The sequence below is a fragment of the Bradyrhizobium sp. 192 genome, from assembly GCF_023100965.1.
GTDB lineage: Bacteria > Pseudomonadota > Alphaproteobacteria > Rhizobiales > Xanthobacteraceae > Bradyrhizobium > Bradyrhizobium symbiodeficiens.
Genome location: NZ_CP064691.1, coordinates 84,795 through 107,988 on the forward strand (window position 1 = coordinate 84,795; position 23,194 = coordinate 107,988).

Sequence of the window (23,194 nt, forward strand, 5' to 3'; positions counted from 1 at the left end):
CCGGTGATCTTCAACTTGGCTGAACAGGTATGCGCTCGATCAGTGTAGGTCGTCTTAGCATGGAGGATCACGCTCGAGCCAGAAGCCCGGCCCGCTAAACCACACATTCTCTAAGTCGTTAAATCTCGGCTCACCTACGTGCAACGCGCGAATTGGAAGGTTGCGAAGCGGCAACCCGTCGATCGCGTTATGTAGACGTCTTGCAGCGTCCTCATCGTGTCCACCCGTGCAAGGATAAATAGAGACGGCACCAATGGAAGAGGCCTCGAAGTGGTCTCGACGCCGTACCACAAGGAGAAGAAAGCCTTTCCAGGTATCGTCGGTCATAGGCATCAGAAGCCGGCCACCTTCGACAAGGCGATCAAGCCAGACACGGGATGGGTGAGTGGCTCCGGCGAACACGATGGCGATATCAACCTCGCCGACATCTACCGCCCGGCCGTCGCCCGAGACGACATCGACCTGGGGCCAGCTCTCGAGGTTCACTCGGGCCCGCGACGCCAACTCTGTGTCGGTTTCGATCGCCGTCACACGACCAGCGGGTCCGACAATCTCGGCCAGCACCGCCGAATAGTATCCGGTGCCGGCACCGACCTGAAGTACCTGCTCGCCGGCGGCGATGTTAAGATGGTCAAAATTGCGGGCCCAGAAGCTGGGCATCCCATTGTTGAGGTTACGACTCGCATCGATCGTCACGAGAACGTCATGGTAGAGCCAGCGCGGGTCGTCATCAGGAGTCAGAAATGGGTCGCTGTATGGGTCGGAGATGATGCTCCACGGCCCAGGGCCTACGAATTGCTCGCGCCGAACGGTGGCGAAGGCCTCGATCAGCTTCGGGTTACGCAGGACCGGGACTTTGTATCCCAGGTCTTCTGCATACCAGCGGCGCGCCGCTGCCAACGTGTCGTCCATGAGGGCTCTCCTGTTGCGATACAGACGATGCGTCTGAACTCCGGTCGGGCAGACACGTCAAAAATGTTTTTCTTCGGCTGTCCGCACTGGGCTGGCTGGAGCGCATAGCACTGTGAACATGGAACCATTGACTATCACTCCCCATCCTGCCAACGCGGTCGCCCATGCGACTGATGTCGCATCTGCGATAGATGCCCTGTCCGATATCGATCTCGTGCGGCTCAAAGCTCTTGCACGATTGTGGAGCCGCGACCTGCCGGGAGGGCTCTCCTGGACCGACATCCTCCACGAGGCGATTGCACGCACCCTCGACGGCTCGCGCCCCTGGCCGCCCGGCGTGCCCATCCTGGGCTTCCTGTCGGGCGTCATGCGCAGCATCTGCAACGACCATTGGCGTCGTGCGCGGCTTGAGCAAAGGCTGTTCGTGAGCCGCGATAACGAGGACCAGCGGAGCGGGCCCGGTGGAGATGCCGACGAGGTGCCCGATCCGGAGCGGATCTTGGTTGCCGCACAGACGCTGGCCAACATCTATCGGCTGTTTGAGGGTGATCCACTGGCGCTGAAAATCATCGCAGGCATGGCTGGTGGTCTGGCGGCTGGAGAGATTTGCAAGATCCATGAGATGTCCGAGCTCGATTACGACACGACACGACGACGGATGAGGCGCACGTTGCTGCGCCAACACCAGTACTGGAACAAGTGATGACACGCTGGCACCCGAGTCTCGATCTGGAGCGACTGTTCGAATCGCTAAGCGTGGAAATCCTTTCCGCCACCGATGAGGAGGTGCGCCAGATGTCCGACCGTCAAGGATGGAAGGTCGCTAATACGGCTCAAGAGCTCAGAAAACTCATCAGGGCTGCGGGGGCGGATGTTGGCGTGAAACAAGACTGCGATGGGCGCGGGAGAACTGGCGTCGGCGGCAGTATTGGCGGCGTTGAGCAAGCGGAGAAAAATCAGCAATAGACAATAGTATGCCGGGGGATATCGTCCGCGAGCCTCCACGATGTCGCCCTTCGGCCCCAGAACTCGGCGGCATTGCACATCGTCGATGCTGACCTGTCAGGTGCGAGCGGGTCTGCCGCGGCGAGTCCAGAGAGCGAGGAGCGCGGTCGCGACTAAGATCATCACGCCGCATGCCATGTAGAGCTGAGCTTCCGTCGTATTCGGAAGCAGAGTGGGAAGCAGGAAGATCAGCGCACCAACCGCTCCGGTTAAAAGACTAGTAAAGGCCTGAACGCGTCCGATTAGCGCCGAATCGACCACGGTTAAGAGATGTCCGTTCGCCGCCGCCCGCGATAGGTTCCACAGCATCCCAGCTGCCCCATAGAGCACAATTGCGACAAGCGGGTCGGTCGCAAAGGACAGGACGAGCAACGAGCCCGCCGCGGCGGCCACAAGGGGCGTCGTCATACGAGCCATTCTTCTGGCCACCGCTGGGATCCCCGCAGCGGCTAGAGCGGCCATGCCCGCAATCGCAGCCGTCATCTCGAGTGTACCGAAGAGGCGACTACCTCCGCCGAGCGAATGACTGACGAATCCAGGTAACAACAGGTTTGTGATCTGAATGACGGCAAATACCAGCCCCACTGATACCGACGCGGATAGGGTTTGGGGCTCGTTCACAAGATAGTTGATCGCTTCACGAGAAGCCGAAAACAGGTTGAGGCGCTTCGCTGCGTGTGTGCGCGTAGGATACGCGGTCAGATTCCTCAACAGGGGCAGAACGGAGATCGCGACGAAGGCAAACAGGGCGGCGGTCGTCGCGCTGCCGACGTGCGCGATGCCGTAGCCGGCCGCACCTGTGCCCAAAGCCATCCCCGCCTGATTGAAGAACGACAATCGCAGGTTAAAGCGCATGCGCTCGGTCTCGGGAATCAGCGACTGCAGGATGCCGCTCATCGCGCCTGCTAGAAGCGCGTAGCCGAAAGCTCCGAGAACTGTTGATAGAAGGAGGATAGGACGCGAGAGCGCATCGGGCAAAACTTGTACCGGAGCCAACATTAGCAAGCCCAAAGCTCTGACGAGTTGTCCCGATGCGGTGACCCTGAGGTGATTGTGACGGTCGACGAGATGTCCGCTAAGCGGCGCCAGGGCAAAACCGGCAAGACTGGAGGCCAGCAGAACCAGGCCCACCAGGTTCGATCCGCCCACATCGAACGCAACCCACGCCGGCATGACAATTCCGGCGCCGACGATGAAGAAGGAGATGGAAGAAAAGCCAATGAAGCAACGTCGCTGCATTACTTGCGAATGGAACCCGTGCATCTCTCTCGTTGGCTCACTGAAAGCGATCTCGGAAAACCCGCCCGTCGGGGCGGTCACAGTTTACGCCTGAGTAGCCTCGAGTGCTGCAGGCAATCACGAATAGATCCTCGCATCAGGAGACAAATGCGCGAAGCTGGCGGTGGGCGGCCTTGCTCACGGTCGTCTTGGCCTGGGTCAGAACATCAGCCCACAGCGCGCCGTCGAGCTCGCAATAGTCAAACAAGAACCGCAGTATGCGCAGCTGGTGTCCAGCCACCATCCGGCACACAAAATAGACAAAGGACTCATTTTCGTCCACGCCATATCCGGTCAGGAAGGCCTTCCACAGTGCGCCAACATGGTCATCGGCCGTGAGTTCTAGCCAAAGCACCATGGCCGCCACGTCGAGCCATTGAGGGCCGCGGCCACAATCATCGAAATCGAAGAATGTGACGCGCTCGTTCTGAACCCGCATGTTCATCGGCCTGACATCGCCATGACAAAGCCCTGTCGGGCCAATCGACTGGCTTGCACCGGCGCCCAGGAGCAGACTTAGTGATTTGCTGATGTCGTCGGCAAGCCTTGGAGACCTCTCGGCGATCATCGCGAGCGTCTCCTTGTCCTTCGCCTCGCTCAGAAGTTCCCTGCTCGGCGCCAGCTTCGTGAGCCTGGTCTGGCGGTGCAAATCGGACAGGGCAACGCCGGCGCGATACCAATCGGCCGGTGTAGCCGCGAGTTCCCGCCCCGCAGCCGGCGCGAAGACGCCAAGAAGGCGCTTGGTGCGGTCAGGCAATTCGAATGTGGAGAACGACCTTCCCTCATGGTCGATGAGGGGCCGAGAAGCGTCAAGCGCAGGCGTACTTTGAAGGGCTCGGAGCACGGCCATTTCGCTGGCCACGTCGGCAGCGGAGCGGCCCCATGTTCGATACAGACGAACGAAAGCCCGATCTTGGGCGCCGTCACGAACCACGAACGTCCAATTCGCACCTTTCACAACTGTCGAGACCCTGCCGGTTAGGCCATAGGTATCGGCAACGTAGGCGTGAATCGCTCGCTCGACGGCCGCGCGTAGTTCCTGTTGCATGTCCACCTATCCGATCGCCGATGCGCCGCCCGGATATCACGAACACCACGCCTCGTCTTGTGACGGCCGACAAGCGCCGAGCAGAGCAGATATGCGAGCATGGAGCTCTGGTCGGATAAGTGGGTGGGCGGCCTGGTCGCGCACCAGCTCGAAGGCGTCGCTTCGTTCGATCGAGGGACTGCCCTTCTGCCGTCACTCGCTTCAGCAAAACAGGCGTTACCTCGCTGCCGTCCTGTTTCTCGTTGCGAGCGCTGTTCGACAAATTTGGGCGATCCAGAGGCACGATGGGGCGAGAGGCAGCTTGAGTATGCCACTTCAGCTACAAACTCCGATACCGCAAAGCTTGGTTCGGCGATCAATCGGGGATGGCAGATGAGTGATGGTGTACGATCTTCCACACGCCGTCCTCGAGACGTAATACGAAGGTGAACCGAGCCGGCGTCGACACCTCATGACCATTCCGCATCCGTGAAAAGACATAATGTCCCACCACCAAAACAACGTTGTACGCCAACGTGACGGAATGCCATACGTCCATTCTTACGGTAGCGATACCATGAAAGTAAGTGCCTATCTCTTTAGCCCCGATGCAGAGCTTAGCACTCGATGTACCCTGAAACAGCGCATCATCGGCGTATAGCACAACCAGACGTTCCGGCGCGTGCACATTGAAGGTTTGCTCCCAGAGCTCCAGGAACTCGTTGACGTCCGGCACCAAGAAGTTGTTTTTCATTACAGATCTCGCTCGACGCTAAGACTCTGAAAAGCTGGAACGCCGTTCCCGTACGCCGTATATCACGGCTGACACCGGCTACTCGCAATCAAGCACTGCCTGTTCGAACCTCCGAGGAGCTCAAAAAAACTGCCAGAGCATTGCATCCGGCCCGCCGCATCACTGCGCCATTTCGACCGAAAGCGTTTCTTCGATAACCGGGAGCAAATCAACGAGCCGAATTCTGTAGTCGAGCCCAAGCAAGGTCAGCTCCTGGTCTCACCGATGAAGAATCAGAGCGTTGTCGGCGATCATTGTTCGGCCCGTAGTGCTTCGTTTCTTAGGGCAGATGTAGCGAAAATGTCCTGAACCATTTTAGCAGGTGACAATACGGACGTTGTTGGTTGCACCTATTTGCCCAAACGGCACGCCGGATACGACGATCATCAAATCACCTGCTTCAAGATAACCTTCGTTGCGCGCCACCGCTGCGGCTATCTGCGTCATCTCCTCGTCGGTGGCGGGATCGTCTGAAACGATGCTGTGCACCCCCCACAGCAGGCACATGCGCCGCGCGACTTTCTCATCTGGAGTGAGAGCAAGAACCGGCACCGGGGGCCACTTGCGCGCGATGCGCGCCGCCGTCGTGCCGCTTGCGGTGAAACCGATGATCGCCTTCGCATTGAGGGTCACCGCAAGGTCTGCACCAGCGGCGGCGACTGCATGCGGTGGGGACATCTCTTCGTCGGCTTGCGAGGCTTGGACCAGCGACCGATAGAGATGATGCCGTTCAGTACTTCTGATTACTTTGTCCATCATGACAACTGCCTCGATTGGATAGGCGCCGCTTGCCGACTCAGCCGACAGCATGACCGCGTCAGCTCCATCGTAGATGGCGGTAGCGACGTCTGAGGCTTCCGCGCGCGTCGCTGTCGGTGCAGCCACCATCGACTCCAACATCTGTGTTGCGACGATCACGGGCTTTCCGGTCAGCCGACAGGCGCGGATGAGTTCCTTCTGTCGGCCCGGCACCTCCTCGGGCGGGATTTCGACACCGAGATCACCGCGTGCGACCATAATGCCGTCTGACAGGAGAATGATATCGTCGATGCGATCGAGTGCCATAGGCGTCTCGATCTTCGCTATCAGACCGGCACGCTCGCCGATCAGCCCGCGCGCCTCTAGGAGGTCGGCAGGCTTCTGGACGAACGACAGGGCGACCCAGTCGACCCCGAGGGCGAGGCCGAAGGCGAGGTCGCCGCGGTCCTTCTTCGTCAGAGGAGATATAGCAAGCAGCGAACCTGGTAGGTTTACCCCTTTGCGATCGCGGATAGCTCCACCGACGAGAACTGTCGCGATGATCTGCCTATCGCCCGGACTCTCAACGCGCAGGCGCACTTGGCCGTCGTCGACGAGAAGAGTCTGGCCCGGACGTGCGGCCGCGAATATTTCCGGATGAGGTAGTGGGATCGATTGCTTTCCGCCCGTAGCTCCGTCGAGCACAAACCGAACCTTCTCGTCGGCGCGTAGATCGAGCTTGCCGCCTTCGACGGCGCCGATGCGGATCTTCGGTCCTTGCAGATCCTGCAGGACGCCTATTGGCGTGCCGAAGTCCCGTTCGAGACTGCGGATCGAGTCATAGACCCGTGCGTGATCGTCCGGGCTCCCGTGACTGAAATTTAGTCGGAACGTATCTGCGCCTGAGAGATAGAGAGCACGCAATCGTTCTGGTGCAGCTGTCGCCGGACCAACGGTCGCAACGATTTTGGCGAGGCGCGAACGACGCATGTTGATTCCAGACGTAAGAGGATGAAACGCGTGTGAATAAAATGCGAAGGGCGGTCTTCGATGACGGCGTTCAGACACTCGCGTGATGGGCTCGCATCCCGCCGCCACAATGCACCTCCGCCGAAGGCGAAATTGATCGCCCCGGTTCAACGCGGTCCGGGAGGCATCCAGCAGAGGTTCGAACAGGAGAACGCCGCCAGAATGAAGACATGGTCCTTGCTTCCCAAAGCAGCAAAATCGACGGCACAAGATGACTGAATTGACCTCTTGTCGCGATACAGATGCCGTGAGACGCGATTTCACGTTGCGGATGCAGGCGCCTTCTGCACGCGATGAGCGGATGCCAGAATGTTCGAAACTGCCCGGTAAGCGAAGACTATGCCGGGGCCGATGGTGATGCCTGCTCCCGGATAAATTCCACGCATTGGTGAGGTCATATCATTGCCGCAGGCATAAAGACCCGGGATTGGCTCGCGTTCTGCGTCCAGAACCTTGCCGTAGCTATCGGTCGCCAAGCCAGCGGCTGTGCCGAGCGTTGCCGGAACGATCGGCAGCGCGATGAAGGGGCCACTCTGGATGGGCCCAAGATTTGGATTTTTCGTTCCTACCAACGGATCGCCAAGCGTGCGGTTGAACGCCGATTCACCGCGTTTGAAGAGCGGATCGACGCCAGCGGCGGCGTGCGCATTATGCTCCTCGACCGTCCTTTTGAGCTCGCCGGGATTCAGGCCGATTTGCATGGCGAGCTCCGGTATCGTTCGGCCCAGTTTGATGTAGCCGAGCCGCGCGTACTTCCGGATATTCAGCGTCCATGGCCAAGGCAGCAGATGTCCCATGCCCCTCAGCCGAACGAACTCGTGATCGCAGACGAAGTAGAACCGCTTGTCTGCGGGATATCCGTTTCCAAACATCGCGAGGCAGATATCGTGGTATGAATTGGATTCGTTGACGAAGCGTTGCCCATTTGGGGCAACCGCGATGACGCCGGGTCGTCCGCGGTCGAGCCATCCGTAGGGGACAATTTGGGAGCCTGTCCCACTCCTGAACATCGAGACTGGAGTCCAGAACCCTGCAGAAGCGACATCCTTGTCGATTGCAGCTCCGAGCTTCGTGGCAAGGTTAATGCCATCGCCTGTAACATCGGCATGAGCCAGCGTGTCGTCATGCTGGTGTGGGCCGCTCAGCTCGGCTCTCAGCTGCGCGTTGCGGGCGAAGCCGCCGGTAGCGAGAATGACAGCGTGGGATGCGCGCACGCGGATCTCAGAATTGCCGCGCTTGACGATTGCCCCTGTGACGCGCCCGTCTTCCATGACGAGCTCAACGAGAGGAGACGCCGGCCATATTTCGACGCCTAACTTCCGCAAACTCACGAGCAGGCGCGCAATCAGGGCATTGCCTCCGCTGAACTCGGTGCCGCGCCTGTAGCTCAAGCGATCCCGCGCGTAGCGAGTCACGCGACGCAAGACATGCTTGAGGGAAGCAAACGATTGGAACGGATTCAGGAAGCTTCGGACTTCGCTGGAAGAAATCATCATCCCCCCGAGCACAACGCGAATGGGGTCGCCGATCAGATCGAAGTCGGGGCCGAGCAGCCGCGCATCGTAGGGTGCAGGGCTGAGTGCCCGGCCTTTGTCGACTCCGCCGACCTGGCTTGAGTGATAATCGGGCGCCGAGGCCAGCGTGAACTTGACGTCTGTCCCGTTCTCGAGAGCGGCAAGCGCAGGCGGCCCGTCCTCAAGGTAGGCTTCGATGAAGTCATGCCGATAGTAATTGCCAAGCTCATGCTCAAGATATGTCCTGGCCTTTGGAAGCGAGTCATCGATCTTGGCGGAGCGCGCCTGAAGCGAACAGGGAACCCAGATCATGCCATTCGACAGCGACGTGGTCCCGCCGAGACGCGAAGACTTTTCGCAAACCGTCACGCGAAGGCCATTCTTTGCGGCGTAGAGTGCCGCCGAAAGGCCGGCTGCTCCGCTACCGACCACGAGCACCTCTGTTTCGAACGTTTGAGTAGCACCTATTGCTGGCAATGCCGCTGTCCTTTGTTCGCCTGATTGGTTGATCGGCTTGTCCATCTCCGCCTCGCTGCGGTGTTTCTTTTTGGATGAACGTCAGTGATGTCGCGGAAGGGGAACGGCTTTGAACTCCTCTGCCGCCGCTTTGACCGAGCGTTCAATCGGTATTCTTTCGATTGAGGAGGCCCCGACAAAGCCGACACACTCGGTCGACCGATAGACCTCGAACGTGTGCTGGGGCTCCGCGACCGCCCCACCATGACAGAGCAGGATGACGTCCGAGCGGACCGCTTGCGCGGCCGCGTTGATCTCGTTGATGCGCCGGATCGCCTCCTGGATTGACTGGCCCTCCTCATGACCCACGAGCCCGCCGCGCGTCGCGCCGACATGTGGGACGATGCAGTCGGCTCCGCTGCTTGCCATGGCTTTGGCATCTTCGGGGCTGTCAACGTAGGCAAGCGAGAAGATGTTCTTCTTGCGGGCAGTCGCAATCATCTCGAGCTCGCGCTCGAAGCCAAGTCCAACGCGACCGCGGCGGTCACGCCATTTCTCTCCCATCGTGGAGATGGTCGGATAGTTGATGACACCGGAAAATCCTGCGGCTAGGAAATTGTCGAGAAGATAGTCGAGATCGAGCCGCAGGGGATCCCAGGCCTCGACGCCGCCTATTACGGGTACGGAAGACACGACGTTGCGGATTTCTGCCGCAAGCTCCAGCGTACGCGCGTTGGAGTCACCGATACGACTGGTGGGGAGCCCCATGAGCCGCGAGAGCCCAGTAGAGTAGACCACCAGCATATCCGCCCCTCCGAGTGCGGCGCATTTTGCGACGAGGCCGCAGCTGCTCGCCGCGGCAAGGATCGCTTTTCGCTCCGCGACCTGACCTGCAAGCCGCGAGAGAATTTCGGTTCGCTCAAACATCCGCACGGGACGAGCCTCCTTGACCTAGTTGTTTGAGGAGCCACGTCACGGCGGCCTCGGCAAATTCGGGGTCGTTGATGTGACAGTCCAGCTCGCAGACAACGATCTCTGGCCGGAGATTGTCCTTAACTGCCTGGAGCCATGCCCCATCGGCATCGGCATCGCGAAAGACGCCACCCTCTCGGTCGTAATCTGACACGCCTTTGGCTGGCCAAAGCACGGCTGCCGGCCCGCGTGATTGCGAGAGCCGCTCGGCCGTAACCCGGCCGATGTTTGCGCTCTCCGCAGGCGTGGTTCGCATCAGTGTCGTGTACGGTGTATGTGAATAGAATTGGCGGCCGCGAAATTGATCGGGAACGCTGGCCGGTGGACCAAAATTGACCATGTCGATCGCGCCGGGCGCGATGACTTGTGGGATTGAGCGGCGCGAGGCCGCCTTGAGCCGATCGGGCCCGGCGCTGGCCGTGCCTCCCATGAGTTCATCGGCCAATTCCGTTGTGGTCAGATCGAGCACGGCATCGAACTCGCCGGCAGCAATCAGCTGCTCCATTTTGCGACCGCCAGCACCGTTGGCGGGAAAAACGATCGCGTCTGCGCCGGCCTCTGCAAGACGTGCTACGCATTGAGTTGCCGCGGGCGTCGTCACACCGAAGGCCGTGATCGCAACAATCTTTCTTTCGCACCCATGCTTGGCCGGCACATAGCGCATGGCCGCAATGGCTCGGCCTGCATTCTCCAGCACCCTTGCCGTGAACGCGTTAATGCCGAAGAAATCGACCAAGGTCGGATAGAGCATGATGTCGTTGTGGATCGCGAGTTCGGCCAGGAGCGCTGGTCTTGCACTGGTCACCAGCAGCTTGGGGAAGCCGTAAGGCAAATCAGACACGACCTCGCCGAAAACAGCGCTTCCCTTGCCTCCTGCAATGGCCACAATCGCGCTGATTGCGCCCGAGGCGAGCAGGCCAGCCACCTTTATGCGGGTAGCTGCGGCAATCTCTTTCAGGAGCTCGGCGGGCGAGGCTGAGCGCGCGCGGCTCGCGTCAGTTGCGTGGGCGGCCTTCACCTCATTATTCGAGGTCCCGATATCGATCAGGATGGTCTTTCGGCCGCATGTTTGGATGATGTCCGAGAGGAAGGATGCTTCGGGGCCTTTGGTGTCCAGCGTAGCCACGATTGCAACCGCGCCTGAGGCGCCGGCCGAAATCCCAGATCGATTACCATCCCGGACCGACCCCTGGTCGCCCGTGCAATGGTGAGACACGATCTTCCTCCCGGATCATTCTTAATAGCATGTGGTCTAAACCGAGCCGACGCTGGCTATAACATCGGCGAGCAGTGTGATTGGGTAAGATTGGGTAGATGCCCTGAAACGGCGGCTTATAGGAAGACTGCCGGCCTCCCCTCAGCTTTTCTCAAAAGCGCGTCCTTTTGGAACTTGATGTAGCGTGTCTGTGGGCTCGACCAAGCAATCCTGCTGTGTCACAGCGCTGGAACGAATCCCTCATCGAGGTTGCGTTGCGCTTGCAGGAGCGCCAGTTCGCCTCCATGCCCCGGAGGTGGAGTGCATTCGGCAAAGGCCGCCGCGCCCTACGAATTGGATGTGAGGACCTCCGTCCTCACCAACAAACCGCGGGGCCCGTAGTGGCTTATTCGTGCTGCACGCCGGCGCAATGCCCGCCCCCCTGCGAAGGTCACACGTTTGCGGGACGTCATCGACTGCGCCGAGACACTCTGTGGCTCTGCGATTGAGCGGGCCTATGTCGACAGGGGCACTGCGGTCAGGACGCACAAAATCCACCTTCGCGTCTTCATTTCCGGGAGAAGCGCGGCGTCTTCGGTGTCATCAGGCGAGAGCTGCGCCGCCGCTTTCCCATCGAGCCCATGATCGGACACACAAAAGCCGAAGGTGACCTCGGCCACGTACCTCAAGTGCAGCGCCGACGATGCCGCAAATGTCATCCTCTCAGCCGTTGGCCACAACGTGCCGCCGCATCCTCGCTGACTCAGACAACGCTTGAGCGGCCTGTTCGCCGACTGCTATGGCGAACCCTCGCCTGCTCCGCCAAGCTCACTTAGCGAGTGAGTTAACTATCTCGGACTGGCGCTAAAAACTAAGGTGCGAGGTACCGCAGAAGTTCCGGATTGCTGCGGACATCGCCTGCCGCGCCGTGCAGCGCGATGCGGCCGCGATCGAGTACGTACGCGTGGCTCGCCACGCGCAAAGCGAGATCCAGGTGCTGCTCGACGATGATCACCGTGATCTCCTTGGTGAGCGCAGTCAGGCGTTCAGTGATCTCCTCGATCACGCCGATCCAAACTCCCTCGGTCGGCTCATCCAGCAGCAGCAGCTTTGGGCTTCCCAGTAGCGCACGCCCGATCGCTAGCATCTTACGCTCGCCGCCCGAAAGAGTGCCGGCTGCTTGATCCAAGCGGTGGCCGAGCTTGGGAAAGATCGTCAGGACCCGATCAATCGCCGAAGCGTCCGTGTTGGAGAGCGATCCCACTGCGAGATTATCACGTACCGAGAGGCGTGCGAACACCGAGTGCTCTTGCGGCACATAGCCGATACCGGCGCGCACACGCTGCTCGGTCCGGAGGCGATTGAAATCGTGGCCATCAAAGAAAACCTCGCCTCTCCAGCTTGGTAGCTCGCCGACGATGGCCTTCATCAGCGTGGTCTTGCCTGCACCATTCCGGCCAAGCACGGCGACACCGCCGCGCCTAGGAATGCCGAGGGTAATGTCAAACAGCACCTGGCTGCGGCCATAACCCGCGTCGAGATGCCTTATGTCGAGGAACTGTTGTTTAAGCACGGCGTAAGTAGATCTCCTGGACACGTTTGTTGGCCTGGATCTCCGCGACGCTTCCTGTCGCAAGCACCTTGCCTTGGTCGAGGACGGTGAGGCGGTCGCAGATATCGCGGATGAAATCGAGATCGTGCTCTACGATAACGAGAGAGCAATGGTCTTTGATTGGTCGCAAGAGTTCGCCGGTGACGCGGCGCTCCTCCAGACTCATGCCTCCGGTGGGCTCGTCCAGCAGCAGGAGCCGGGGCTTGCCCGCGAGCGCCATCGCAATCTCCAGCCATTGTTGCTGACCATGAGAAAGCGCTGCTGCGGCATCAAACGCGCGATCGGCAAGACGAAACTGGGTGAGCATCATCATGACTTGGTCGTGCAACTGTCTGCGGCTGCGCGATAACACAAGATCAAGAAGCGAGCAGTGCCCCTGCAGCGCGAGCAAGATATTGTCGTAGAGGGTGAGGGTTGGCAGCACCGATGTGATTTGGAACTTCAGGCTCATGCCAGCCCGAGCGCGCTCGGTGGGCGTGAATGCGGTGATGTCAGTGTTGATGAAGCTGACCTTGCCTTTCGTCGGCACCTCCGCCCCGGCAATGCACTTCATCAGCGTGCTTTTGCCCGAACCGTTCGGCCCGATCAAACCGTGGAACTCGTTCTCGCCGACCGTGAGAGACGCGCCATCGAGTGCCGTAAGCTTGCCAAAGATCTTTCCAATGCCTGCGGCTTCAAGAAGCGGCATGATGCTGCGCCCTCTTCTTGTTTTGCCCTTTCGCGGCGAAGCCACCCACGCGCTCGCGCTCCGTCAACACTATGCTGATGAGCCCGAGCGGCCGGAAAAGGATCACGAGTAGCAGGAGCAGGCCCAGAATGATCGGCCAGATGTCGCGGTAATTGTCCGACAGCCAGAAGGAGAGGCCTTCGACGATGGCCGTACCGATCACCGCGCCGATCAGCGTGCCGGAGCCGCCGAACAGCACGTAGAGCACGACCTGCGTGGAGACCACAACGCCGATCATGTTGGGCCACACAAAACCCTCGTGGAAGGCATAGAGGCTGCCGGCCAGGCCTGCGATGGCGCCGCTGATCGCGAACACTATGGCCTTCAGATGCTGTGTCTTATAGCCGAAGAAAGCGATGCGCTGCTCGTTCTCGCGGAGGCCAGCGAGCGCGAGACCGAACTGCGAGCGCACCAGGAAGCGGCATGCTAAGTAGACAATGACGAGAAGCCCCAGTGCGAGATAGTAAAAGATCGGCCCTTCCGAGAGTTCGTAGGAGCCGAGCGTCATCGGCGGAATCGAGGGAATGCCGTTCTGGCCGCCAAGATAGTACCAGCCTCGCGCGAGACGATCGGCGGCATAGGCGCCGGTGAGCGTACCGAGCGAAACGAAGATCACGCTGGCTGGATCCCGGCCGAGTAGGAGGAAACCACCGAGCAGCAGCGCGAAGACGAGGCCGATTAGTGTGCCCGCCGGCAGCACTAAAAGGATTGAGGTGATGTCGAGATCGCGTGCAAGCAGCGCGACGCCATAGCCTGCCGAGCCGAAGAAGAGGGCCTGCCCGAAACTCATGATCCCGGCATACCCCCACACCAGATCGAACGAGAGAGCGAAGAGCGCCAGGATCACGACGCGAGTCGCAAACACCGTAAGATAGTCGTGCAGCATCACCGGGAGGACTAGTGCTCCAATCAGCACTAGCCCTTCGATGATGAGCAGGACCCGTCGCGCAGGGCCAACTTGCCCTGCAAAGGCGGTTTCCGCCATTTCAGCCGTCGCACAATTCACTTCTAATGTGGGCACCGATGGCCTCTCTACCACGCTCATCGCATCCACCGCGATTCGTCAGCATTCCCTGGGATCAACAAGCCCATTGCTACGTTCCACGATTTCAAACTTCCCGCTCTTGCACACCGCCGTGTACATGTTCATCTTACAGTGCCGCTTGCCCGGCACCATCTCGGCGGGTCCGCCCGGACCTTCCGCGATCTTGGCGTGATCGAGCGTCGCAGCCACCGACTCGCGATCGACCTTCCCGGCTTCCTTGACCGCGGCCTCCCAAAGTTTCAGACCGCGATAGGTGCTGGGCGCGGCACTGCTCGCGGCAAACAGGGAATCGCCAGGATAGTCCTTTTCATAGGCCGCCTGAATTCTGGCGGAGACGGGATCATCTTTGGCGACTGCTTTGTAATAGTCGAGGCAACTCGCAAGCCCTTCCATCTCATTGACCGGATGAAGGCTAAGATAATTCTCATCCTCATTCACGGCAGCAAGCCGTCCGCCGTTCTTGAGATAGCCCGCTTCATAGAGCTGCTTGAATAAGGGGCCGACACCGGGTGGAATGACAGTGTTGAAGACAGTGTCGACCTTGTTAGAGATAATCCCGTGGACAGTAGCGGAGAAATCGACCTGGTCGAGAGGATAATACTCCTCGAACACGACCTCGCCGCCATTTGCTTTAATCAACTTACGGGCGTATGCATTCAGATTACGCGGCCAGATATAGTTAGAACCTGGAAGGGCAAACCTCTTGCCGCCGTTTTTGATCAGCCAAGGGATAAATGTGTCGCATTGCTGCGCCGGTGTGGCGCCGGTGCAGAACAGGTATGGTGTGCATTCCTGACCTTCATAGAATTGTGGATAAATATAGAGCGTCTTGCCCCGTGATACGATTACATCCTTGATCGCGTTGCGCATCGAGCTCGCGAGGCCGCCGAGGACCATGTCCACCTTGTCGCGCTGGATCAGCTTGCGCACATTGCCCACCGCCACCGATTCATTAGAGGCGGTGTCTTCGATATAAAGCTCGAGCGGCCGGCCCAAAAGTCCGCCGGAATTGTTGATTTCCTTGATCACCATTCTGGCGACGTTGGCATCCGCCTTTCCGGCAAAGCCGATTGGGCCGGTGAGATCGATCGCGATGCCGACCTTGATGGGGCCTTCGGCCGCATTGGCCCAGTCGGGGCGGATCACCCAACTGCTGGCTCCTGTGGCGATCGCACCAGCCGTGAAAGCGAAGTTCGAAAGGAAACGACGACGTGTGAGTTGGACGCGATCAGCAATCATATGACTACACTCCCCTTTGCGCGATGAGGCCTTGCGGGCGGAACTTGATGAAACAGATGGCAAGCACGAAGACGAGCACGTCGGCGACTACCGGTGCCACTGCCCAAGGTAGCGCCGCGGTAAGAGCGCCGATTACGCCAGCCCCTGCCACCGGTCCGATGAAGGAGCCGACGCCACCGACCATGACGGCAACAAATCCCTGGATCAGAAAACGAATTCCGAGATCGGCAAATAGATCGAAAACCGGCACGATAAGCGCACCGGCGAGCCCCGCTAACGCTGCGCCGAAAGCAAAGGTGGCGCCATAGATGAACGTCGTCGAAACGCCAGAGGCGCGCGCCAGCGCTGGATTTTCCAGCGTCGCCCGAACGCGCAGGCCGAAGCTCGTGCGCGACAGGAGCAGATAGCAGGCCCCCATCACCAAACCCGTGATCACGAGTATCGCGAAGCGCCAGGCCGAGATGTGCATCGTGGCGATAGCGATAGATCCGCCGATCGGCTCCGGAACCGTCAGATAGAAGCCGCCAATCAGGCCCCGCACCGTTTCTCGGATGATAAGACCGAGGGCATAGGTGCCGAGCATCGCCACGATCGGTGCCGCATAGAAGCGGCGGATAATGAGTGCTTCGAGTACAAAACCCAGCAATCCGACGAGGATCGGTGCGGCCGCCATACCGACCCAAACGGGGAGACCATGACTATAGGCGAGATACGTAATATAGGCACCGAGCAACACGAACTCGCCTTGGGCAAAATTGAAGATGCCCATCATGCTCGCTATGACTCCGAGGCCCAGTACGATCAGGACCATGATCGCGCCGAAGCTCAGAATGTCGAATGCCGCCATGAATGCGTTAGTCATATGTTGCGATCCACCCGGGGGCCATCGCAGCCCGCCTCACATCTTCTTCCAGTCGCCCATCTGTTCGAAAGCATGGGCGGCGCGGTAGACGGTGGATTCCTCGAAGTAACGGCCGACCAGCATCAGGCCCACTGGTAGGCCGTCGACCATTCCGCAGGGCAGTGACATGGCTGGATGATGCGTAATGTCGAATGGCGCGGTATTGGTGAACATCTCGATCGCGCGCGTGAAATAGTCCTCGCGACTGGCGCCGGCAGGCGGCAGCGGCGTTGCCTTCATCGGCGTCGTCGGCATGAGTAGAAGGTCATAGGTCTCGAGAGCCTTGTCGTATGTTGCAGCGAGGCGGCGGGAAATATTGACGGCCTTGCCGTAAAACCTGGAACCAAACGTGTTGTTGATGTAAGTGCCGAGCAACAGGAACAGCTTGTTCGTCTCGGACAACGAGTCCGCCTGCCGCCGCCATCCGCGATGGAAATCCATCAGGGAGGTTGGGTACAGATCGCCTCGGCTGAGACCATAGCCGTCGCCGAACATCATGGTCTGGACGGCGCCCTCGGTTCCGATCGGGGTCCAGATCGCCGCCCCCAGGAGATGCATCGGAATGGAGACGGTCTCAACAGTCGCACCGAGATCTTTAAAGCGCTTGGCTGCCTCGCGTACGCTTTCATTGACCGCAGCCTCCGCGGACGGCTGCTCGAATCCTTCCTTAAGGATGCCGATCTTCATCCCTTTGATGCCTGCACCCAACGCCTTGGTGTATTCGTCAACCTTTGGTGCCTTGATGCGCGAATCGTAGCCGTCGTCACCGGCGATCACCTCGAGCAGCAGCGCGTTATCGGCCACTGTTGCCGTGATCGGTCCGGTGTGATCAATAAAGACCTCGATTGGCATGATGCCCGTGTAGGGAACGAGACCCCAGGTCGGCTTCATACCGTATGTGCCGCAGAACGAGGATGGCATGCGGATCGAGCCCCCCTGGTCGCCCCCGATCGCCATGTCGACCTCGCCGAGCGCGACCACAACCCCGCTTCCCGAGGAAGAACCGCCGGCCGAATAGCCCATCCTGTGTGGATTATGCACCGGACCGGTCGCATTGGTGTGGCTGCCACCCGAGAGACAGAAGGCCTCGCAGTGAACCTTGCCGGCAATCTCGGCACCAGCATCGAGCATGCGCGTAACGATGGTGGCGTCGAAGTCTGGTACGTAGCCTTCGAGGGTGGCCGACCCATTCATCATGGGCACCCCGGCCAGCATGATGTTGTCCTTCAGGGCCACCGTCTTGCCCTTGAGCTTGCCGCTCGCCGCGCCCTTCACCGTCGACTTGCGGTACCAGGCGTTGCGCGGGTTCTCCTCCGGTGACGGCCGATAGCCCGGAGTGCGTGGATATTTGACCACCGGCAATTCGTCGGGCATTGCAGCGACGAGATTGTACGCTTCGAGCGAGCCCTGCATCAGGCCTCGGAACGAGGCAACGTCCTCATCGGTCAGTGAGAGACCACACTGTTCGGCGATGCTACGAAGCTGGGTTGGCGTGGGAAGGGCGACTGACATGAGGCTCTCCTAAGAAATTTCATCCCGGCATTTGGACGTGCCGCCCATCGATTATTCTACGATGGCCACTTACTCGCCACATACTGCGGAGCAAGTGCATTCGCCCGAAGTGGGCGCGCAACGTGATCTGGGTAATATTGGGTAAAACGACTCCGGTGCTGAATGCGTTTGGCGGTGTGGAGCCCCTGCCGACCCCGCACACCTTGCCACTTCCTGTCGCGGTCACGTCGGATGTTCCGAAGATGCGCGGCGATTCAAGCAAACCAGCATCATCAGCTTGGAGTTGCAATGTGGCAGCGATCTGACAGAGTAACGCGCTGCATTAGCAGCTAGTTTCCGCAGGGAAACATCCAGCTACTTCATCTTGGAGATGTGCCCCAAACATTTAATGGCCAAACGTTGAAGGCTGCGACGTATCGATTCAGTTCCCTTCGGCGCGCCGCCAAGTATGGGGGGCCGTGCCAGTGCTGCGCTTAAATACACGACTGAAGTGATAGACGTCGCAGAAACCGCAGCGTTCGGCGATAGCATCGAGCCCCGCGTCAGTTTCCAAAAGTAACTTTTGCGCCATCAAAATGCGCTCTCGGATCAGCCAGCGCCGCGGACTGATCTGTAGATACCTTTGGAATAGCCGCCGCGTTTGCGCGGCACTGAGCCCGGTGACGGAGGCCAGTTCCTCGGCATGCCAGGATCGCGCTGGAGCCTGCCGCATCTTTGAGACGATGGCGCGCAATGGGTCTGGAAGACGAGACTCACCGTGCTTGGATGAAGGCGCTGCTATGAGGTGCAGCAGTTCTGCCACAAGGTGATTGAGGGCCATATCGACGTTATCATCTCGAGCGCGCAAGACACCAAACAGCTCTTCGAACCACCGGTCGATGTTGTTCGGCGCCGATATTGTTGCGAGGGTTGCACCACCGCCGAACACCTTTCGCCGAATGGCTGCACAGTTTGGTCCGTCGATCCGTACCCATAGAACGGTCCAGGGATCGCTCTCGTCGGGCCAGTGCGCATGCGGTGTCTCGTTGGCGATCCACATCAACTGATTGCGCCCAACACTCAATGTCCTTCCCTCGCTCGATACGAAGCCACGACCCGCTGTGCAGTAGAGAATGTCCTGGCCCGGATAGCTATCTCGCGCGATGTGATGGTCAGGGGCAGTGATGACTTTGCCAGCCCTCAGCACCGTAAAGGCGCAGCGAGTCCAGGCGACATCAGGAAGGACATACTGATGGCTCTCAGGGAAAAATGTGCGCTGCGGTATTTTTACCATGCGCGTTTTATATAAATCAGAGCGTGCTTTGTCCATTTCTACGCACGAGCTGCACATCTATGCTCGCTCACAACGACTAATAAGCAAGCTCGCCGATGGGCCATTCTGGATGCACGTTTTGTCTCCTTGGGCGGCTGCTGCGAGTATTTGGGGAGGAGCTGGTGTCAATACTCAGCGCCCGCGAACAGCGCCGTCACGCTGAGCGCCGCACTTCCCTTATGCCGATATCGTGGAGGCAATCCACACAAGCGCGAGCTTTAAGCACCTTCAAGGGAGGAATCGATGGGTAAACCGAAAATCACCGTCGTTGGCAGCTTCGCAGTGGGACTTACCATTCGGGCTCCGAACATTCCCGTCTTCGGCGTCACAATGCTCGGCAGCAGTTTCGATATGGGGCCTGGCGGAAAGGGCTCAAACCAGGCGGTTGCGACCGCGCGGCTGGGGGCGGACTCCTCGCTGGTGGCCATCATCGGCAACGACAAGTTCGCCGATATCGCAATCGATCTGTTCAAGGCCGAAGGCGTTGGTACAGCGCATGTCAAGCAAATCGCTGAGAGCCCGACGGCGGTGGGCTTCATCATTCTCAACGAGCGCGGTGAGAACTTCATCATCATGGACTATGGCGCAACCAACGCTATGGATCCGCCTTATGTAGATCGCGCCGAGAGCCGCATCCGGGAGAGCGACGTCGTCATGGCGGTGCTCGAACCCCCGGTCGAGGTAGCAATGCGAGCCATGGAGCTGGGCCGAAAACATGGCAAGAAAACTGTCCTTAATCCAGCTCCCGCCGCGCCGCTTCCTGATGAGATTTTCCCGCTAGTCGATTACCTGACGCCGAACGAGAGCGAACTTCGTATTCTGCTCGGTCTACGGCCGGACGATCCGCGCCCTTCGCGCGAGCTAGTGGAGATGCTGCGCAAGCGCGGCGCCGCCAATGTGATCGTAACCCTTGGCGACCGCGGCGTGCTCATTGTGACCGACACGATCGATACAGCCATCCCAGCCGCCGAGGTCGACGTCGTGGACACGACTGGCGCTGGCGACGCGTTTAATTCCGGCTTCGCCGTGGCTCTGGCCGAAGGACGGGATGTGATCGAAGCGGCGCGGTTCGGGGTTTGCTGCGGCGCCCTGGTCTGCACCAAGCTCGGGGTCATTCCTGGCATGGCAACACGTAGAGCAGTCGACGAGATGTATCGTACAAGTTTCGCGTCGGGTTGAAAGGAATCAGAATGAGCCTGAACCACATGCTTCCAGATGCCGACTTGGCCTGCTCCGTCGTCAAGAGAGGCATGAGCGAGGAGAGGATCGGCTGTGAGCCACCATATCCAAACCCGCCGCACTCCGTTCGGCATGGTCTCGCTGTCGCTGCAGGGCATCCGCATATCGAACCATGTGCACAGTGATGGCCGGCGGCTTGACGACTTTGTACATGGACACTCGACCGCAGGACGACACGCAGTTGATAGGTGGCGAGGCGACCCTCCGAAATGCCTTGACAGGCGCCGAATCGACGCGCCGGACCTTTGGCAATAACTTTGAGAGCTAGTGAGCAAGATGCCGCGGATTTACGATTGGGCCGCGCGCGAAGCTGAGCGCACGGTGACCGTAGCCGATCTGTGCGCGGCCCGAGACTCGGGCAAGCGCTACACTCAAGTCACCGCTGAGACGGCGGACGAGGCAGCAGCTGCGGAGGAAGCTGGTGTCCAGATGCTGGTTGCCCGCGCCCGCAACGTGGAGGCCGTGCGCAAGGGTTCGAAACGGCTTTTCGTCACCGCGGCGCTGGGCTTTGCGGATGCCGTAACCCGGGACGATATCCTACGCACCGCATTGAAGGCGCTGACCGACGGCGCCGATGCGGTGATCACGGCACGCGGCATGGCGACCGTCTCTATGCTCGCGGCCGAAGATATCCCGGTCGTGGGGCACCTGGGACTCGTTCCAAGGAAATCGACCTGGGTCGGAAAGCTTCGCGCTTTCGGCAAGAATGCCGACGAAGCCTTGACGCTTTTTCAGCGCTTCCGCCGCCTCGAAGAGGCCGGCGCTTTTGCAGTCGAATGCGAGGTTATCCCCGCCAGAGTCATGGCAGAGATCCGTCGGCGAACCGGACTGGTGACGGTTTCGCTTGGCTCCGGACCTGATGCGGACGTGATCTTTCTCTTCACCGAGGACATATGTGGTGGCGAAGGCCGGCGGCCCCGGCACGCCCGGACCTATGGAAACCTGCAAGCGCTGCAAGAGCGTGTCAAGGAAGAGCGTGTGAAAGCCCTCAGTGCATTTCGCGCTGACGTCAGTGCGAATGCGTTTCCGGGGCCGCAGGAAACCTCGATTATCGACGACGACGAATTCGCCGCGTTTATGTCAAGGCTGAAGCAAGAGGGCTTTTGAGTTTTGATCTGAGTCTCGTGCGGGCGATAACCGCGATGATGTCTCGGCGCCTGAGGATCTGGCCGCGCAGGCGAGCCTCTCTCTTCAAAACGTTGATGGAGTAGCAAATATGGATGACATCTTATACGGGGCGCGCGACAAACGCGGGAATTGGACACCGAACAAGAGGCCCGAACGCGCGCCGATTTTTGTCTGGCCAGTGCAACCGAAGAAAGTTATTCGTTGGTTGCCGGGGTACTTCTTGCCCTGGAATACCCTCTATTTCGTGATCTCGCTTGTATCGTGGATCTATCTGACACCCGCGCTTGATACAATGCGGGAATTCCGCGCTGACTGGATTTTGCTCATTCTGCTGCGCGACGCTGGGCTAACGCTCCTAGTCTATGGCAGCTTTCACTTCATCCTCTATATCCAACGGCGCCAGGAAACCAACTTCAAGTATAATGCAAAGTGGCCCGACACCGACAATACGGCCTTTATGTTCGGAAGCCAGACGGCTGAGAACGTGTTTTGGACCATGTGTAGCGCGGTGCCAGTATGGACCGCATACGAGGCGGCCACCTGGTGGCTCTACGCTAACAGCTATCTGCCGTACGTCGATTTCGGACAGCACCCGGTGTACTGCGCCATCCTCGTGTTGGTGATGCCGGTCTGGCGCGAGTTGCACTTCTATCTGATTCACCGGCTCATTCATATCGGGCCGCTGTACCGCATCGTACACAAAGTACACCACAAGAACGTAAACCCGGGGCCGTGGTCGGGCTTGTCAATGTCTCCCCTTGAACACATCGCCTATTTTTCCGGCGTGCTGATCCATTTCGTCGTGCCCTCCCACCCGGTGCATGCAATGTTTCAGCTCATGCACGCAGGGTTGTCCGCCGCGAAGTCTCACACCGGTTTCGACCGGGTGGTGGTGGACGATGCGAAGGCCGTCAACACGGACAACTTCTATCACTACCTCCACCACAAGTATTTCGAAGTGAACTACGGTGAGCGTCGCATCCCGCTCGACGAGTGGTTCGGCACAGCTCACGACGGTTCTCCGGAAGCGGACGAGAGGATGTACAAACGCATAAAGGCCAAGAAGTGGGCGCGCGGCAGTTAGCTCTGATGTTGCGGAATGTCCGTCCGGCTCTCTTCTTACGAGCACTGCGCACGCGCGGGAGCCTCCCGTCCGCCCGCCAAGGACATCTGCGCCGGTCGCGGATTTGCCAAGGCATCGGTGCAATTGTTGCGATTTAGATTTAGAGGGATACGGAATGACCAGCCAAGGAGAATGGGTTTCCGCCTGTGCTACCAATGCATTGATGCCCGAAGAGACCCTTCGCTTCGATCATGGTAGCCGTACGTTTGTTATTGTTTGCTCTCCCGAGGGAGACTACTTCGCGATCGATGGCCATTGCTCCCACGAGAAAGTCCACCTAGCGGATGGCATCGTCGACGGCGGAATCATTGAGTGTCCCAAGCACTTCGGGACCTTCGACTACCGAACGGGCGAGTCGCGTGCTTTGCCCGCATGCGTCGACTTGCGCAGTTACGAGGTGAAGGTCGAGAACGACACCGTCTTCATCAAGCTCTAAA

General features: G+C 59.4%; 21 protein-coding genes and 1 pseudogene. 7 read left to right on the forward strand and 15 right to left on the reverse strand.

Going from position 1 to position 23,194, the window contains the following annotated elements; all coding sequences use genetic code 11:
* Positions 1 to 54: 54 nt before the first annotated feature.
* Entirely contained in the window at positions 55 to 912 is an 858-nt protein-coding gene (locus tag IVB24_RS38940) for an rRNA adenine N-6-methyltransferase family protein (RefSeq protein ID WP_247774367.1), read from the reverse strand.
* A gap of 118 nt (positions 913 to 1,030) precedes the next feature.
* On the opposite strand from IVB24_RS38940, the gene IVB24_RS38945 reads away from it, so the two are divergent.
* Both IVB24_RS38945 and IVB24_RS38950 read left to right on the forward strand, forming a co-directional pair.
* Positions 1,031 to 1,615, forward strand: a complete 585-nt coding sequence (locus IVB24_RS38945; RefSeq protein WP_247774368.1) for a hypothetical protein — start codon at positions 1,031 to 1,033, stop codon at positions 1,613 to 1,615.
* The gene (locus IVB24_RS38950) at positions 1,615 to 1,878 is read left to right on the forward strand and encodes a hypothetical protein (RefSeq protein WP_247407417.1); all 264 of its coding nucleotides are present in this window, start codon (positions 1,615 to 1,617) and stop codon (positions 1,876 to 1,878) included. Before IVB24_RS38945 ends, IVB24_RS38950 begins: the two co-directional genes overlap by 1 nt.
* A gap of 96 nt (positions 1,879 to 1,974) precedes the next feature.
* Here IVB24_RS38950 and IVB24_RS38955 read toward each other — a convergent pair whose 3' ends face one another.
* The 7 genes from IVB24_RS38955 to IVB24_RS38985 form a co-directional block, all read right to left on the reverse strand.
* Positions 1,975 to 3,237, reverse strand: a complete 1,263-nt coding sequence (locus IVB24_RS38955) for an MFS transporter (RefSeq protein ID WP_247774369.1) — start codon at positions 3,235 to 3,237, stop codon at positions 1,975 to 1,977.
* 55 nt (positions 3,238 to 3,292) lie between these two features.
* The gene (locus tag IVB24_RS38960; protein WP_247774370.1) at positions 3,293 to 4,243 is read right to left on the reverse strand and encodes a phosphotransferase; all 951 of its coding nucleotides are present in this window, start codon (positions 4,241 to 4,243) and stop codon (positions 3,293 to 3,295) included.
* A gap of 355 nt (positions 4,244 to 4,598) precedes the next feature.
* Positions 4,599 to 4,976: a nuclear transport factor 2 family protein gene (locus IVB24_RS38965; protein ID WP_247405885.1), complete on the reverse strand. Its 378-nt coding sequence runs from the start codon at positions 4,974 to 4,976 to the stop codon at positions 4,599 to 4,601.
* Positions 4,977 to 5,330: 354 nt separating this feature from the next.
* Positions 5,331 to 6,743, reverse strand: coding sequence for a pyruvate kinase (gene pyk, locus IVB24_RS38970; protein WP_247774371.1), 1,413 nt, complete (start codon positions 6,741 to 6,743; stop codon positions 5,331 to 5,333).
* A 299-nt stretch (positions 6,744 to 7,042) separates the two neighbouring features.
* The gene (locus IVB24_RS38975) at positions 7,043 to 8,818 is read right to left on the reverse strand and encodes an FAD-dependent oxidoreductase (protein ID WP_247774372.1); all 1,776 of its coding nucleotides are present in this window, start codon (positions 8,816 to 8,818) and stop codon (positions 7,043 to 7,045) included.
* Positions 8,819 to 8,854: 36 nt separating this feature from the next.
* Positions 8,855 to 9,679, reverse strand: coding sequence for a phosphoenolpyruvate hydrolase family protein (locus IVB24_RS38980; protein ID WP_247774413.1), 825 nt, complete (start codon positions 9,677 to 9,679; stop codon positions 8,855 to 8,857).
* Positions 9,672 to 10,850 (reverse strand): Tm-1-like ATP-binding domain-containing protein, encoded by a 1,179-nt coding sequence (locus tag IVB24_RS38985; protein WP_247774373.1) that lies wholly within the window; start codon positions 10,848 to 10,850, stop codon positions 9,672 to 9,674. Before IVB24_RS38985 ends, IVB24_RS38980 begins: the two co-directional genes overlap by 8 nt.
* Before the next feature lie 373 nt (positions 10,851 to 11,223).
* Between IVB24_RS38985 and IVB24_RS38990 the strand changes: the two are divergent.
* Positions 11,224 to 11,660, forward strand: a pseudogene (locus tag IVB24_RS38990) (IS5/IS1182 family transposase); the annotation flags it as partial.
* A 130-nt stretch (positions 11,661 to 11,790) separates the two neighbouring features.
* Here the strand turns inward: IVB24_RS38990 and IVB24_RS38995 are convergent.
* The 7 genes from IVB24_RS38995 to IVB24_RS39025 form a co-directional block, all read right to left on the reverse strand.
* Positions 11,791 to 12,492 (reverse strand): ABC transporter ATP-binding protein, encoded by a 702-nt coding sequence (locus tag IVB24_RS38995; protein WP_247774374.1) that lies wholly within the window; start codon positions 12,490 to 12,492, stop codon positions 11,791 to 11,793.
* Complete coding sequence (locus IVB24_RS39000) at positions 12,485 to 13,219, reverse strand: ABC transporter ATP-binding protein (RefSeq protein WP_247774375.1); 735 nt, start codon at positions 13,217 to 13,219, stop codon at positions 12,485 to 12,487. The genes IVB24_RS38995 and IVB24_RS39000 overlap by 8 nt, the downstream gene beginning before the upstream one ends.
* Entirely contained in the window at positions 13,206 to 14,243 is a 1,038-nt protein-coding gene (locus IVB24_RS39005; protein WP_247774376.1) for a branched-chain amino acid ABC transporter permease, read from the reverse strand. The genes IVB24_RS39000 and IVB24_RS39005 overlap by 14 nt, the downstream gene beginning before the upstream one ends.
* A gap of 78 nt (positions 14,244 to 14,321) precedes the next feature.
* Positions 14,322 to 15,542, reverse strand: a complete 1,221-nt coding sequence (locus tag IVB24_RS39010) for a substrate-binding protein (RefSeq protein ID WP_247774377.1) — start codon at positions 15,540 to 15,542, stop codon at positions 14,322 to 14,324.
* A gap of 4 nt (positions 15,543 to 15,546) precedes the next feature.
* Positions 15,547 to 16,404, reverse strand: coding sequence for a branched-chain amino acid ABC transporter permease (locus IVB24_RS39015; RefSeq protein ID WP_026233434.1), 858 nt, complete (start codon positions 16,402 to 16,404; stop codon positions 15,547 to 15,549).
* Between the two features lie 36 nt (positions 16,405 to 16,440).
* Positions 16,441 to 17,955 carry an amidase gene (locus IVB24_RS39020; protein WP_247360286.1) on the reverse strand — a complete coding sequence of 505 codons (1,515 nt, stop codon included), beginning with the start codon at positions 17,953 to 17,955 and terminating at the stop codon, positions 16,441 to 16,443.
* A gap of 421 nt (positions 17,956 to 18,376) precedes the next feature.
* A complete protein-coding gene (locus tag IVB24_RS39025) occupies positions 18,377 to 19,264 on the reverse strand; it encodes an AraC family transcriptional regulator (RefSeq protein ID WP_247774378.1) in 888 nt (295 codons plus the stop codon).
* A 246-nt stretch (positions 19,265 to 19,510) separates the two neighbouring features.
* Between IVB24_RS39025 and IVB24_RS39030 the strand changes: the two genes are divergently transcribed.
* From IVB24_RS39030 to IVB24_RS39045, 4 genes are all read left to right on the forward strand, one after another.
* Complete coding sequence (locus IVB24_RS39030) at positions 19,511 to 20,446, forward strand: ribokinase (protein WP_247774379.1); 936 nt, start codon at positions 19,511 to 19,513, stop codon at positions 20,444 to 20,446.
* A 336-nt stretch (positions 20,447 to 20,782) separates the two neighbouring features.
* Complete coding sequence (locus IVB24_RS39035) at positions 20,783 to 21,613, forward strand: 3-methyl-2-oxobutanoate hydroxymethyltransferase (RefSeq protein ID WP_247774414.1); 831 nt, start codon at positions 20,783 to 20,785, stop codon at positions 21,611 to 21,613.
* Between the two features lie 109 nt (positions 21,614 to 21,722).
* On the forward strand, positions 21,723 to 22,718 hold the full coding sequence (locus tag IVB24_RS39040) for a sterol desaturase family protein (RefSeq protein WP_247774380.1): 996 nt from the start codon (positions 21,723 to 21,725) through the stop codon (positions 22,716 to 22,718).
* Between the two features lie 154 nt (positions 22,719 to 22,872).
* Positions 22,873 to 23,193, forward strand: coding sequence for a Rieske 2Fe-2S domain-containing protein (locus tag IVB24_RS39045; protein WP_247298923.1), 321 nt, complete (start codon positions 22,873 to 22,875; stop codon positions 23,191 to 23,193).
* Position 23,194 lies beyond the last annotated feature (1 nt).

Bases quoted from the DNA above. Each gene is read 5' to 3' on its own strand.
- IVB24_RS38940 (WP_247774367.1), bottom strand. From the start codon at position 912: ATGGACGACACGTTGGCAGCGGCGCGCCGCTGGTATGCAGAAGACCTG.
- IVB24_RS38945 (WP_247774368.1), top strand. From the start codon at position 1,031: ATGGAACCATTGACTATCACTCCCCATCCTGCCAACGCGGTCGCCCAT.
- IVB24_RS38950 (WP_247407417.1), top strand. From the start codon at position 1,615: ATGACACGCTGGCACCCGAGTCTCGATCTGGAGCGACTGTTCGAATCG.
- IVB24_RS38960 (WP_247774370.1), bottom strand. From the start codon at position 4,243: ATGCAACAGGAACTACGCGCGGCCGTCGAGCGAGCGATTCACGCCTAC.
- IVB24_RS38965 (WP_247405885.1), bottom strand. From the start codon at position 4,976: ATGAAAAACAACTTCTTGGTGCCGGACGTCAACGAGTTCCTGGAGCTC.
- pyk (WP_247774371.1), bottom strand. From the start codon at position 6,743: ATGCGTCGTTCGCGCCTCGCCAAAATCGTTGCGACCGTTGGTCCGGCG.
- IVB24_RS38975 (WP_247774372.1), bottom strand. From the start codon at position 8,818: ATGGACAAGCCGATCAACCAATCAGGCGAACAAAGGACAGCGGCATTG.
- IVB24_RS38980 (WP_247774413.1), bottom strand. From the start codon at position 9,679: ATGTTTGAGCGAACCGAAATTCTCTCGCGGCTTGCAGGTCAGGTCGCG.
- IVB24_RS39000 (WP_247774375.1), bottom strand. From the start codon at position 13,219: ATGCCGCTTCTTGAAGCCGCAGGCATTGGAAAGATCTTTGGCAAGCTT.
- IVB24_RS39005 (WP_247774376.1), bottom strand. From the start codon at position 14,243: ATGGCGGAAACCGCCTTTGCAGGGCAAGTTGGCCCTGCGCGACGGGTC.
- IVB24_RS39010 (WP_247774377.1), bottom strand. From the start codon at position 15,542: ATGATTGCTGATCGCGTCCAACTCACACGTCGTCGTTTCCTTTCGAAC.
- IVB24_RS39015 (WP_026233434.1), bottom strand. From the start codon at position 16,404: ATGACTAACGCATTCATGGCGGCATTCGACATTCTGAGCTTCGGCGCG.
- IVB24_RS39020 (WP_247360286.1), bottom strand. From the start codon at position 17,955: ATGTCAGTCGCCCTTCCCACGCCAACCCAGCTTCGTAGCATCGCCGAA.
- IVB24_RS39025 (WP_247774378.1), bottom strand. From the start codon at position 19,264: ATGGACAAAGCACGCTCTGATTTATATAAAACGCGCATGGTAAAAATA.
- IVB24_RS39030 (WP_247774379.1), top strand. From the start codon at position 19,511: ATGGGTAAACCGAAAATCACCGTCGTTGGCAGCTTCGCAGTGGGACTT.
- IVB24_RS39035 (WP_247774414.1), top strand. From the start codon at position 20,783: ATGCCGCGGATTTACGATTGGGCCGCGCGCGAAGCTGAGCGCACGGTG.
- IVB24_RS39040 (WP_247774380.1), top strand. From the start codon at position 21,723: ATGGATGACATCTTATACGGGGCGCGCGACAAACGCGGGAATTGGACA.
- IVB24_RS39045 (WP_247298923.1), top strand. From the start codon at position 22,873: ATGACCAGCCAAGGAGAATGGGTTTCCGCCTGTGCTACCAATGCATTG.